Here is a 12653-nt window from a genome sequence, read left to right on the forward strand (position 1 = left end):
GCGGGCACGCCCTGCCCCCAAGCATCTGCCGCCGTGCCGCGCCCAGCCGTGCCCAAGATCGCGCTCGATCCATGACGTAGTGGTTACGTCGTCGTGGGATGCCACCGCATCCAGGATCGAGCACGATCTTGCCGAGTGCCGAGTGCCGAGTGCCGAGTGCCGAGTGCCGCGACCGGGGGCGAGGAAGATCGCCGGTCAGCTGTCGCGTTCGGGGTAGCCCAACGGCACCGCCGAGACGTCGTCCAGCGCGGTGGTGATCTCCTCCGGCAGGGTGATCCGTTCCACGGGCAGCGCGCCGAGCAGTTGCCCGACCGTGCGTGCGCCGAGGATCGGCGCGGTCACCCCCGGCCGGTCCCGGATCCACGCCAATGCCACCTCCAGCGGCGACACCCCCAGGCCGCCGGCCGCGGTGGCCACCGCCTCCACGATGCTGGAGCAGCGCGGCTCCAGGTACGTCGAGACAAACCGCTCGAAGTGCGGCGACGCGGCTCGGGAGTCCGCCGGACGGCCGTGCCGGTACTTGCCGGTGAGCACGCCCCGGCCCAGCGGTGACCAGGGCAGCAGGCCGAGGCCGAGCGCGTCGCACGCGGGCAGCACCTCCCGCTCCACACCCCGTTCCAGCAGCGAGTACTCCACCTGCGTGGCGACCACGGGCGCCCGCCCCGGCCAGGCGGTCTGCCAGGCGGCGGCCCGTGCGGTCTGCCAGCCGGAGAAGTTCGACACACCGACGTAGCGGACCTTGCCGCTGGCCACCGCGTGGTCCAACGCGGCGAGGGTCTCCTCCAGGGGGGTGTCCGGGTCGTACCCGTGCACCTGGAACAGGTCGACGTGGTCGGTGCCGAGGCGGCGCAGCGACGCGTCCAACGTCCGCAGCAGGTGTCCCCGGGAGCCGTCGCGACGTCGACCACTGCCTGGGCGCAGCCCCGCCTTGGTGGCGATCAGCAGCTCGTCGCGGGGCACGAGGGTGCCCAGCAGCGACCCGATCACCGACTCGGCGTCGCCGTCGCCGTACACGTCGGCGGTGTCGATCAGGTTGCCGCCCGCGTCCAGGTAACTCTTCAGCTGGGCGGCCGCGTCGTCGGCGTCGGTGTCCCGGCCCCAGGTCATGGTGCCGAGCGCGAGCCGGGAAACCGCCAGCCCGCTTCGGCCGAGCGGTCGCTGTTGCATGGGTGAACCTTATTTCGAACCTGCCGCCACGGATATCCTCGCTCCCGTATCTCTGCCGGTTCTGCCGGTTCCGCCGCCGTGGGCTGCCCCGACGGAGGGGGGAGCGAAGGTGTCGAGCCGGTGATCGAGTCCGTTTTCGGCATTGCGTAACCTGGTGCGACCTGTGCCACGGATGGGGGAGGACCAGTGCGACTCGGGCTCAGTCTCGGATACCAGACAGCGTGGAGCACACCGGCCGACCACCTGGCCCTCGCCCAGGAGGCGGACCGGCTGGGCTACTCGGTGGTGTGGGCGGCGGAGGCGTACGGCTCCGACTCGCCCAGCATGCTCGCCTGGATGGCTGGCCAGACCGAACGGATCGACGTCGGCGCCGCGGTGATGCAGATCCCCGCCCGTACGCCGGCCGCCACCGCCATGACCGCCGCCACCATCGACGCGCTCTCCGGTGGCCGGTTCCGGCTCGGCCTGGGTGTCTCCGGTCCGCAGGTCTCCGAGGGCTGGCACGGTGTGCGCTTCGCCAAGCCCCTCGCGCGGACCCGCGAGTTCGTCGACATCGTGAAGCTGGCCATCGCCCGCAAGGAGGTGGCCTACGACGGGCAGCACTACACGCTGCCGCTGCCGGACGGCCCGGGTAAGGCCCTGCGGTTGGGTTTCCATCCACCCCGCGAGCACATACCGATCTACCTGGCGGCGGTCGGCCCGAAGAACCTGGAGCTGGCGGGTGAGATCGCCGACGGCTGGCTGGCCGTGTTCTACGCCCCGGAGTTCGCCGAGGAGCAGCTCGCATCGGTCCGCGCCGGTCGGGCGAAGGTCGGCAAGGAGTTGGCCGGGTTCGACGTGGTGCCCTCGGTGCCCGTGGTGATCGGCGACGACGTGGCCTCCTGCGCCGAGCTGGTCCGCTGGTACGCGGCGCTGTACGTGGGCGGCATGGGCAGCCGCGAGCAGAACTTCTACAACCAGCTCGCCACCCGGATGGGGTACGGCGACGCCGCCCGCGAGGTGCAGGACCTGTACCTGGCCAAGCGGCAGCGCGACGCCGCCGCGGCCGTACCCATGGAGTTCATCGACCGCACCTCACTGCTCGGCCCGAAGGAGCGCGTCGCCGAGCGGATGCGGGAGTACGCTGCCGCCGGCGTCACCACACTGTCGGTGACCCTGTTCGTCGCCGACCGGGACAGCGGTGTGCAGACCCTGCGTACCGTCGCCGAGGCACTGGAGCTTTCGGGAGTCGGCGAGTGACCTGGGTTGAGGCCATCGTCCTGGGCATCGTCCAGGGACTGACCGAGTTTTTGCCGGTCAGCTCGTCGGGGCATCTGCGGATCACCTCGGCGATCTTCTTCGACCGGGACGCCGGCGCGTCGTTCACCGCGGTCACCCAGCTCGGCACCGAGGCGGCCGTGCTGATCTACTTCGCCAAGGACATCTGGCGGATCACCCGGACCTGGCTGGTGGGCATCCGCGACACGTCGGTCCGCTCCAGCCTCGACTACCGGATGGGCTGGTATGTGATCGTCGGCTCGATTCCGATCGGGTTGTTCGGTTTCCTGTTCAAGGACCAGATCAAGACCGCCGGGCGCAACCTGTGGGTCGTGGCGACCACGCTCATCGTCTTCGCCTTCGTGCTGGCGTTCGCGGAGTACTGGGGGCGGCAGACCCGCACCCTGGAGAACTTCCGGATGAAGGACGGCATCGTGATGGGCTTCGCCCAGGCCATGGCGCTGGTCCCCGGGGTGTCCCGCTCCGGTGGCACGCTCACCGCCGGCCTGCTGCTCAACCTCACCCGGGAGGCGGCGGCCCGGTACTCGTTCCTGCTGGCCATCCCGGCGGTGGTGATGTCCGGCGTGTTCAGCCTCGGGGACGTCTTCGAGCCGTCCGCCCCGGGCACCTCCGTGCCGACGGTGGCCCAGACGATCGTGGCCACCCTCATCGCCTTCGGCATCGGGTACGCGGCTATCGCCTGGTTGCTGCGCTACGTCGCCCACCACACCCTGTACGTCTTCGTGCTGTACCGGGTCGCGCTGGGCACCCTGGTCCTGGCCCTGCTGCTGACCGGCGCGATCGACGCCACCTGAGCGACCCGCCGACGACGGCCCCCGACCCCGCCCGCGAGCGGAGTCGGGGGCCGCAATCGTCCTTCCGCCGCCCACGACGGCCCGGCACGGGGTCCAGGTCATAGGGTGGTCTCCGTGGCGACCCTTCTGCTCTTGCGACACGGCCGAACCACGGCGAACGCCGATGGCGGCCTCGCCGGCCGCCAACCGGTCGAGCTGGACGACACCGGACGCGCCCAGGCCACCGCGGTCGGCGAGCGCCTGCGGGCGGTGCCACTGGCCGCCGTGGTGACCAGCCCGCTCATCCGGTGCCGGCAGACCCTGGAGTTGGCCCTCCCGCAGGCCACCCCGGTGGTCGAGGACGGGCTGATCGAGTGCGACTACGGCAGTTGGGAGGGGCAGCCGCTGAAGAAGCTCGCCAAGGAGCCGCTCTGGCCGGTTGTCCAGCAACACCCCAGCGCGGCGGTCTTCCCGAGCGGGGAGGCGATGGCGGCGATGGCGGCGCGTGCCGTGGCGGCGGTGCGCTCCTGGGACGCCCGGGTGAACGCCGAACACGGGCCGGAGGCGGTCTGGCTGGCCTGTAGCCACGGCGACGTGATCAAGGCCATCGTGGCGGACGCGCTCGGCGTACACCTGGATGCCTTTCAGCGGATCGTGGCCGACCCGGCGTCGGTGACGGCGATCCGGTTCACGCCGCTGCGTCCGTTTCTGGTGCGGCTCAACGACACCGGTGGCGACCTGGCGGCGCTGGTGCCGCCGCCGGCCAAGCGGCGTCGGCGCGCGAACCGCGTCGCCGACTCGGACGCGGCCGTCGGCGGTGGGGCGGGCGGGTCGCGGTGAGTCACGTCACGACACCGTCCCCGACCGGAGCGGCGCACGCCAGAAAGGCCGCCACGCCCGGGTTTAGGCCCTCGTACGCCGGGCGCGCCGCCGCTGCGGCGATTCGCGTCGGTGGGGTGCGCGATGCCAAGGCGGGCCGGATAGGGTCGTGGGTATGACCCACCAGGTGCACGCCTTCGAACCGCCGGAGCGGTTCGTCGCCGGGACTGTCGGGCCGCCGGGGGAGCGCGCGTTCTTCCTGCAGGCCCGCGGCGGCGGCAGGCTGGTCAGCGTCGCGCTGGAAAAGGTTCAGGTGTCCCTGCTCGCCGAGAAGCTGGAGGAGCTGCTCACCGAGGCGCAGCGGCGCTTCGGGGTGGACCTGCCCGAGCTGGCCCCGGTGATCGGCGACAACGAGCCACTGGACACGCCCGTCGACGAGGAGTTCCGCGTCGGGACCCTCGGGCTGGCCTTCGACGTGGACACCGCGACCGTGGTGATCGAGGCGATCGCCGCGGGCGAGGTGGAGCCCGAGGTCGAGTTGGGCGACGAGGACGACGAGGACCCCGACGACGAGGTCGAGGACGACGAGCCGGACGAGGACCTCGACCGGCTCCGGGTCCGGCTCACCCCGCAGGCCACCCGTCAGTTCATCGAGCGGGCCCGGCGAGTGGTCAACGCGGGTCGGCCTCCGTGCCCGCTCTGCGGCCAACCGTTGGACCCCGCCGGGCACCTCTGCCCGCGGCACAACGGTTATCACCGGTGACCTCGTCCGGCCTCCAGCCTCGCCAGGACGGCGACGCGGCGCTGCGGCTGCTGCGCGACGGCACGCTCGACCTGGAGGGTCGGCTGGTCGACGCCTCGAACACCACGTTGCGCGGCATCCTGACCCTGGACGGGGCCACCGCCCGCTGCGTCTACAAACCGGTTCGCGGTGAGCGTCCGCTCTGGGACTTCCCCGACGGCACCCTGGCGGGCCGGGAGGTCTCGGCGTACCTGGTCTCCCGGGCCACCGGCTGGGGCCTGGTGCCGCCCACGGTGCTGCGCGACGGCCCGTTCGGCCCCGGCTCCTGCCAGTTGTGGATCGACGAGCCGGAGGACGCCGACCCGCTCGTGGGTTTCCTGCCGGCCGGGGAGCTGCCGCCGCGCTGGTTCCCGATCGCCGCGGCCCGCGACGACGACGGCACGGCGTACGCCCTCGCGCACGCCGACGACCCCCGGCTGGCGCGCCTCGCGGTGCTCGACGCGGTGATCAACAACGCGGACCGTAAGGGTGCTCACGTGCTGGTCGGTGCCGACGACCGGATCTACGGGGTGGACCACGGGGTGAGCTTCCACGTGGAGGACAAGCTGCGCACGGTGCTCTGGGGCTGGGCCGGCAAGCAGTTGCCCCCGGATGCCGTGGAGATGCTCGACGGGCTCGCCGGGCAGGTCGCCGGGGAGCTCGGCGCGGAGCTGGCCGACCACCTGACGATCAGCGAGGTGGCCGAGGTGGCCGCCCGGATCGACAGGTTGCGCCAGACCGGCCGCTTCCCGCAGCCACCGGAGGACTGGCCGGCGATCCCCTGGCCGCCCATGTGAGCCGCTGTCATCTTGATCACCTGTGGGGCGCTCCGTCGGCGTCGTCGGGCTGGCTAGGCTGATCCCATGGAGTCTTGGGCGGGACACGAGGTGCCACGGCTGCCGGGCAGGGGCGAGCCACTGGCGTTGTACGACTCGGCGCGGCAGGGTGTCCACCCGAGCGAGCCGGCGGACGCCGGCAGCATGTACGTCTGCGGCATCACCCCGTACGACGCCACGCACCTCGGTCACGCCGCCACCATGATCACGTTCGACCTCGTGCAGCGGATGTGGCGCGACGCCGGCCGTCCGGTGCGCTACGTGCAGAACGTCACCGACATCGACGACCCGCTGCTGGAGCGCGCCGCCCGCGACGGCGAGGACTGGGTGGTCCTGGCGATGCGCGAGACGGCGCTGTTCCGCGAGGACATGGAGGCGCTGCGGATCATCCCGCCGGCGCACTACGTGGGCGCGGTCGAGTCGATCCCGGACATCGCCGACAAGGTCGAGGTGCTGGTCAAGGACGGCGCCGCGTACCGCATCGACGACGGCACCGGCGACGTCTACTTCGACATCTCCGCCACCGGCCGGTTCGGCTACGAGTCCAACCTGACCCGCGAGCAGATGCTGGAGATCTTCCCGGAGCGCGGCGGCGACCCCGACCGGGCCGGCAAGCGCGACCCCCTGGACCCGCTGCTGTGGCGCGGCGCCCGCGAGGGCGAGCCGTCCTGGCCGGGCGGCGACCTGGGGCCGGGGCGCCCCGGTTGGCACATCGAGTGCGCGGTGATCGCGCTCAACCTGCTCGGTGACAACATCGACGTGCAGGGCGGCGGCAACGACCTGCTGTTCCCGCACCACGAGGCGTCGGCCGCGCACGCCGAGCGGCTCACCGGTCAGGCGCCGTTCGCCGAGCACTACGTGCACGCCGGGATGATCGGTCTGGACGGCGAGAAGATGTCCAAGTCCCGCGGCAATCTGGTCTTCGTGTCCCGGCTGCGCGCCGACAAGGTGGACCCGATGGCGATCCGGCTGGCGTTGGTCTCCGGGCACTACCGCAGCGACCGGACCTGGACCGACGAGCTGCTCACGGCCGCGCAGGAGCGCCTGGACCGCTGGCGGCGGGCCGCCGCCGCGCCCGCCGGGCCGTCCGGGGCCGCGCTGCTGGCCGGGGTACGCGAGCGCCTCGCCGATGACCTGGACACCCACGGCGCCCTGGCGGCAGCCGACCGGTGGGCCGACGCGACCCTGGCCGGTGCCGCCGACGACACGGACGCCCCGGCCCTCTTCGCGAAGACGGTGGACGCCCTCCTGGGCATCCGCCTCTGACCCACCTCTGCACGCCGCACGCCGCACGCCGCACGCGCCGTGCGCCCGCGTTGATCCACTCGGTTTTCGGGAAGTCGCGGTGTCCCGAGGCCTGCGACGCACCGATTTCCAGGAAGCCGAGTCGATCAAACGGCTCAGCCCAGGTGCGCGAGGGCAAGGTGGGACAGTCAGCCCAGGACCAGGCCGGGGTCCGGTTCCGGGTCCGGGGTCGGGCTGGGGATCTTGTACTCCTCGGTCAGGGTGGTCATCGGGCCGGGCCAGGTGGCCTGCGCCACCTCGATCGGCTTGCGGTGCGCGTCGTACGCGACGTGCAGCAGGTGCAGCACCGGGGTGTCCGGCCGGATCTGGAGCGTCTCGGCCTCCTCCCGGCTGGGCTGGCGGGCGCTGATCGTGTCGGTGGCCGAGACGTACTGCCGCCCGGTGGCTTCCTCGGCCTCCTGGTAGAGCGGGCGGCCGAACGCCTCGGCGCGCTCAAGCGAGGTTCCGGCGGTGTCGCGGGGCAGGAACCAGGAGGCGCCCACCTCGACGGGGGAGTCGTCGGTGCGGACGAGGTGCCGGCGGCAGAGCAGGTTGGTGCCGTCCGACACGCCGAAGGCGTCGGCCACCTCGGCGGGAGCGGGGGCGTGCCCGACGGAGACGAGCTGTTGACGGTATCGGGCGGCCAGGTCGGTGTGATAGCCGCGGAAGCCGCCGTACCGGCCCCGGGAGAGCCGGTTGAGCCGGCGGCGGGTGCCCCGGACGTACGTACCGGAGCCGGGTTTGGTGATCAGGATGCCCTCGACCCGCAACTGGTCGACGGCGCGTTGCACGGTCTGCTTGGCGACGCCGAACATCTCGGCGATGGCCGGGATGGACGGCAGCCGCTCGCCGGGCCCCCAGTCGCCGCGGCGGACCTGGGCCTTGAGCTGCGCGGCGATCTGTCGGTGCGGGAACTCGGCGGCCCCGGGGTTGATCTGCACACCCACCTCCTTGATCACATCTAGGTTCCTAGGATGCCCTAGAGGGTGTGACGGCGCCACCCTGGACACGCCAAAACGGGCCCCCGGACCACAAAGGTCCGAGGGCCCGCAGTGAGCAGTGTTACCAGGAGCCGGCGGTGGGGCCGGCCGAACCGCCCCGACGACGCAGGTACTTCTCGAACTCCTGAGCGATCTCGTCACCGGTCAGCGGGGTGATGCCCTCGTCGCCGACCCGTTCCTCCAGCTCGCGGACGTATTCGCCGAGCTCGGCATCCTGCTCGGCGGCGCCGCGCACCCGCTGCTCCCACTCGGCGGACTCCTCGGCCAGGTCGGCCATCGGCACGGGCAGGTCGACGACCTCCTCCACCCGGTGCAGCAGGGCGAGGGTGGCCTTGGGGCACGGCGGGTTGTTGGCGTAGTGCGGCACGTGCACCCAGAACGAGACGGCATCCACGTCGGCGCGGGTGCAGGCGTCGTGCAGCACGCCGACGATCCCGGTCGGCCCGTCGTAGCGGGTGGGGGTCAGCTGGTAGCGCTCGGCGGCCTGCGCGTCGGAGGCGCTGCCGCTGATCGGCAGCGGCCGGGTGTACGGAACATCGGCCAGCAGCGCGCCGAGCAGCACCACCCGTTCCACCTCGAGGCTGTGGCAGATCTCCAGCACCTGCTCGCAGAACGTCCGCCAGCGCATGCTCGGCTCGATGCCGCGGATCAGCACCACGTCACGGTCGGTGCCCTCCGGGCTGGCCACCATGAACCGGGTCGTCGGCCACTCCACCCGGCGGGTCTCCCCGTCGGCCATGGTGATGGTGGGCCGGCTGACCTGGAAGTCGTAGAAGTCCTCCGGATCCAACTCGGCGATCTGCCGGGCGTTCCAGACCTGCTCGAGGTGCTCGACGGCGGCGGTGGACGCGTCGGCGGCGTCATTCCAGCCCTCGAACGCGGCGATGGCCACCGGCGACCGCAGCACCGGCAGTCCGTCGAACTCGGTCACGCCGTCACCTCACCCTGCTCGTCGCGGCCGGCGCCGGGATGGTGCCCGGTCGTCAGACCGTGGGGCACGGCGGCGTCGCTGTTGTCCTTCACGTCTGTCAGCCTACGTCCCGGGCGGAGGTACGGCCTGTCGGCCGCGCCGGTCGGCCGCTTCCAGGCCCGGTCAGAACGGAACGGACCGGACAGGGTGATCCCGCTGACACAATGTGGGATCGCCCGTTGATGGTCAGTGGGCAGGGCGGGCGCCGCACTAACCTGGACGGGTGCGGACTTCGTTGATGGATGTGCTGGCCGACCGGATTCTCATCGCCGACGGGGCGATGGGCACGATGCTGCAGGCCGCGGACCTCACGCTCGACGACTTCGACGGCCTCGAAGGGTGCAACGAGATCCTCAACGTCACCCGACCGGACGTGGTGCGTGGGGTGCACGACGCCTACCTGGCGGCCGGCGCGGACTGCGTGGAGACCAACACCTTCGGCGCCAACCTCGCCAACCTCGCCGAGTACGACATCCCGCAACGCATTCGTGAGCTGTCCGAGGCGGGCGCCAGGATCGCGCGGGAGGCCGCCGACGCGGCCAGCACCCCGCAGCGGCCCCGGTTCGTGCTCGGCTCGATCGGGCCGGGCACCAAGCTCCCCACCCTCGGGCACGCCCCCTACGCGACCCTGCGCGACGCGTACCAGGAGAACGCCGCCGGTCTGATCGTCGGTGGCGCGGATGCGCTGATCATCGAGACCTGCCAGGACCTGCTCCAGGTCAAGGCCGCCGTGGTCGGATCCAAGCGGGCGATGGCCGAGCTGGGCCAGTCGGTGCCGATCATCTGTCACGTGGCCGTGGAGACCACCGGCACCATGCTTGTCGGCAGTGAGATCGGTGCGGCCCTGGCGGCGATCGAGCCGCTCGGCGTGGACCTGATCGGGCTCAACTGCTCGACCGGCCCGGCCGAGATGAGCGAGCACCTGCGCTACCTGTCGCAGCACTCCCGCATCCCGCTGTCGGTGATGCCGAACGCCGGCCTGCCGGTGCTGACCGCCGACGGGGCATACTTCCCGCTGACTCCCGTGGAGCTGGCCGAGGCTCTGGAACGGTTCATCAACGAGTACGGCGTGGGGCTGATCGGCGGCTGCTGCGGCACCACCCCGGAGCACATCCGCGTGCTGGCCGAGCGGCTGCACGGCGTCTCCGCCCCGCCCCGGGAGCCCCGGCACGAGGCGGGTGTCTCGTCGGTCTACCACCCGGTGCCGTTCGCCCAGGACGCGTCGGTGCTGATGGTGGGGGAGCGGACCAACGCCAACGGTTCGAAGGCGTTCCGGGAAGCGATGCTCGCCGGCGACTGGCGCGCCTGCGTGGAGATCGCCCGCAGCCAGGCCCGCGACGGCTCACACCTGCTCGACCTGTGCGTGGACTACGTCGGCCGCGACGGCACGCAGGACATGCGGGAGCTGGCCGGCCGGTTCGCCACCGCGTCCACCCTGCCGATCATGTTGGACTCCACCGAGCCGGCGGTGATCGAGGCCGGTCTGGAGATGCTCGGCGGCCGGTGCGTGGTCAACTCGGTGAACTTCGAGGACGGCGACGGCCCGGAGTCCCGCTACGGGCGGGTGATGCCGGTGATCCGGGAGCACGGCGCCGCCGTGGTGGTGATGTGCATCGACGAGGAGGGGCAGGCGCGCACCTCGGCGGACAAGGTCCGCATCGCCTCGCGCACCATCGACGACCTGACCGGCCGGTGGGGGATGGACCTGTCCGACATCCTCATCGACACGCTGACCTTCCCGATCGCCACCGGGCAGGAGGAGACCCGCCGCGACGGGCTGGAGACCATCGAGGCGATCCGGGAGATCGCCAGGCGCTACCCGGGGATCAACTTCACCCTCGGCATCTCGAACATCTCGTTCGGGCTCAACCCGGCGGCCCGGCAGGTGCTCAACTCGGTGTTCCTGCACGAGTGCGTGCAGGCCGGTCTGACGTCGGCGATCGTGCACGCCAGCAAGATCCTGCCGATGTCGAAGATCCCCGACGAGCAGCGCGAGGTCGCCCTGGACATGGTCTACGACCGGCGCCGCGACGGGTACGACCCCTTGCAGCGCTTCCTGGAGCTCTTCGAGGGCGTCGACGTGACGAGTGCCCGGGCCAGCCGGGCGCAGGAGTTGGCGGCGCTGCCGTTGGACGAGCGCCTCAAACGGCGGATCATCGACGGTGAGCGTAACGGCCTGGAGGCCGACCTGGACGAGGCGATGGCCGGCGGCCGGTCCCCACTGTCGATCATCAACGACATCCTGCTGGACGGCATGAAGGTCGTCGGTGAGCTGTTCGGCTCCGGTCAGATGCAGCTGCCGTTCGTGCTCCAGTCCGCCGAGGTGATGAAGACCGCGGTGGCCTACCTGGAGCCGCACATGGAGACCCTCGAGGACGGCGGCAAGGGCCGCATCGTGCTCGCCACCGTGCGCGGCGACGTGCACGACATCGGTAAGAACCTGGTCGACATCATCCTGTCCAACAACGGCTACGAGGTGGTGAACATCGGCATCAAGCAGCCGATCAGCGCCATCCTGGACGCTGCCGAGCAGCACCGCGCCGACGCGATCGGCATGTCCGGGCTGCTGGTGAAGAGCACGGTCATCATGAAGGAAAACCTGGCCGAGATGGCCACCCGTGGGGTCGCGGAGCGCTGGCCGGTCCTGCTGGGTGGGGCGGCGCTGACCCGCGCGTACGTCGAGGACGACCTGCGGGCGATGTTCCCCGGGCAGGTGCACTACGCGCGGGACGCGTTCGAGGGACTGTCCCTGATGGACAAGGTGATGACCGCCAAGCGGGGCGGCGCCCCGGTGATCGACCCGGAGCGGGAGGCGGCCCTCGCGGCGCGGCGGGCCCGCCGGGAACGGCAACGGTCCATGGTGACCGAGTCCCTGCCCGAGCTGCACGACTCCTCGACCCGCTCCGACGTGGCCGCCGACGTGGTCGTGCCCACCCCGCCGTTCTTCGGCACGCGGGTGGTCAAGGGCGTGCCGATGGCCGAGTACGCGGCGCTGCTCGACGAGCGGGCCACCTTCCGCGGGCAGTGGGGGTTGAACGGGGCCCGCGGCGGCAACGGTCCGTCCTACGACGAGCTGGTGGAGACCGAGGGTCGGCCGCGCCTGCGGTACTGGCTGGACCGGCTGATCGCCGACCAGGTCCTTGAGGCAGCCGTGGTGTACGGCTACTTCCCCGCGTACTCCGAGGGCAACGACCTGGTGGTGCTCGACGAAAACGGGCACGCGGAGCGCGCCCGGTTCTCGTTCCCCCGGCAGCGCCAGGAACGTCGACTCTGCCTGGCGGACTTCTTCAAGCCCAAGGGCGACCAACTCGACGTGGTCGCGCTGCAACTGGTCACCGTGGGTCAGCCGGTCAGCGAGTACGCGGCGAAGCTGTTCGCCCGCAACGAGTACCGCGACTACCTGGAGGTGCACGGGCTGTCCGTGCAGCTCACCGAGGCGCTCGCCGAGTACTGGCACCGGCGCATCCGGTCCGAGTTGACGCTGCCCGGCGGCCGTCCGCTGACCTCCGACGACCCGACGGACCTGGCGGGGATCCTGCGCAACGACTACCGGGGCTGCCGGTACGCGTTCGGCTACCCGGCCTGCCCCGATCTGGAGGACCGGGCGAAGATCGTGGACCTGCTCGGGTCGGAGCGGATCGGTGTGGAGTTGTCCGAGGAGTTCCAGTTGATGCCGGAGCAGGCCACCGACGCGATCGTGGTCCACCACCCGGAGGCCAGCTACTTCAACGCCAAGTAACGGGC

10 protein-coding genes are annotated in these 12653 nt (G+C 71.5%); 7 read left to right on the forward strand and 3 right to left on the reverse strand.

All coding sequences use genetic code 11. The features are described from left to right. Positions 1-195: 195 nt before the first annotated feature. Complete coding sequence (locus ACFYPM_RS19835; protein ID WP_387198722.1) at positions 196-1167, reverse strand: aldo/keto reductase; 972 nt, start codon at positions 1165-1167, stop codon at positions 196-198. Between the two features lie 186 nt (positions 1168-1353). On the opposite strand from ACFYPM_RS19835, the gene ACFYPM_RS19840 reads away from it, so the two are divergent. From ACFYPM_RS19840 to mshC, 6 genes are all read left to right on the forward strand, one after another. Continuing rightward, positions 1354-2406 (forward strand): LLM class F420-dependent oxidoreductase, encoded by a 1053-nt coding sequence (locus ACFYPM_RS19840; RefSeq protein ID WP_387198725.1) that lies wholly within the window; start codon positions 1354-1356, stop codon positions 2404-2406. Continuing rightward, positions 2403-3239 (forward strand): undecaprenyl-diphosphate phosphatase, encoded by an 837-nt coding sequence (locus ACFYPM_RS19845; protein ID WP_357254159.1) that lies wholly within the window; start codon positions 2403-2405, stop codon positions 3237-3239. Before ACFYPM_RS19840 ends, ACFYPM_RS19845 begins: the two co-directional genes overlap by 4 nt. Before the next feature lie 105 nt (positions 3240-3344). Next, positions 3345-4058, forward strand: a complete 714-nt coding sequence (locus ACFYPM_RS19850; RefSeq protein ID WP_387198728.1) for an MSMEG_4193 family putative phosphomutase — start codon at positions 3345-3347, stop codon at positions 4056-4058. A gap of 154 nt (positions 4059-4212) precedes the next feature. Continuing rightward, positions 4213-4800: a DUF3090 domain-containing protein gene (locus ACFYPM_RS19855; RefSeq protein ID WP_387198731.1), complete on the forward strand. Its 588-nt coding sequence runs from the start codon at positions 4213-4215 to the stop codon at positions 4798-4800. After that, on the forward strand, positions 4797-5615 hold the full coding sequence (locus ACFYPM_RS19860; protein ID WP_387198734.1) for an SCO1664 family protein: 819 nt from the start codon (positions 4797-4799) through the stop codon (positions 5613-5615). The genes ACFYPM_RS19855 and ACFYPM_RS19860 overlap by 4 nt, the downstream gene beginning before the upstream one ends. A 66-nt stretch (positions 5616-5681) precedes the next feature. Continuing rightward, positions 5682-6920: a cysteine--1-D-myo-inosityl 2-amino-2-deoxy-alpha-D-glucopyranoside ligase gene (gene mshC, locus ACFYPM_RS19865; RefSeq protein WP_387198737.1), complete on the forward strand. Its 1239-nt coding sequence runs from the start codon at positions 5682-5684 to the stop codon at positions 6918-6920. Positions 6921-7087: 167 nt separating this feature from the next. Here mshC and ACFYPM_RS19870 read toward each other — a convergent pair whose 3' ends face one another. After that, the gene (locus ACFYPM_RS19870; RefSeq protein WP_387198901.1) at positions 7088-7879 is read right to left on the reverse strand and encodes a GntR family transcriptional regulator; all 792 of its coding nucleotides are present in this window, start codon (positions 7877-7879) and stop codon (positions 7088-7090) included. 121 nt (positions 7880-8000) lie between these two features. Continuing rightward, positions 8001-8870, reverse strand: a complete 870-nt coding sequence (locus tag ACFYPM_RS19875; RefSeq protein WP_387198740.1) for a PAC2 family protein — start codon at positions 8868-8870, stop codon at positions 8001-8003. A 277-nt stretch (positions 8871-9147) separates the two neighbouring features. Between ACFYPM_RS19875 and metH the strand changes: the two genes are divergently transcribed. Next, positions 9148-12648, forward strand: a complete 3501-nt coding sequence (metH, locus tag ACFYPM_RS19880) for a methionine synthase (protein ID WP_387198904.1) — start codon at positions 9148-9150, stop codon at positions 12646-12648. Positions 12649-12653: the final 5 nt, after the last annotated feature.

This window comes from Micromonospora sp. NPDC005203 (assembly GCF_042872705.1).
Classification (GTDB): domain Bacteria; phylum Actinomycetota; class Actinomycetes; order Mycobacteriales; family Micromonosporaceae; genus Micromonospora.

Bases quoted from the DNA above. Each gene is read 5' to 3' on its own strand.
- ACFYPM_RS19835 (WP_387198722.1), bottom strand. From the start codon at position 1,167: ATGCAACAGCGACCGCTCGGCCGAAGCGGGCTGGCGGTTTCCCGGCTC.
- metH (WP_387198904.1), top strand. From the start codon at position 9,148: ATGGATGTGCTGGCCGACCGGATTCTCATCGCCGACGGGGCGATGGGC.
- mshC (WP_387198737.1), top strand. From the start codon at position 5,682: ATGGAGTCTTGGGCGGGACACGAGGTGCCACGGCTGCCGGGCAGGGGC.
- ACFYPM_RS19855 (WP_387198731.1), top strand. From the start codon at position 4,213: ATGACCCACCAGGTGCACGCCTTCGAACCGCCGGAGCGGTTCGTCGCC.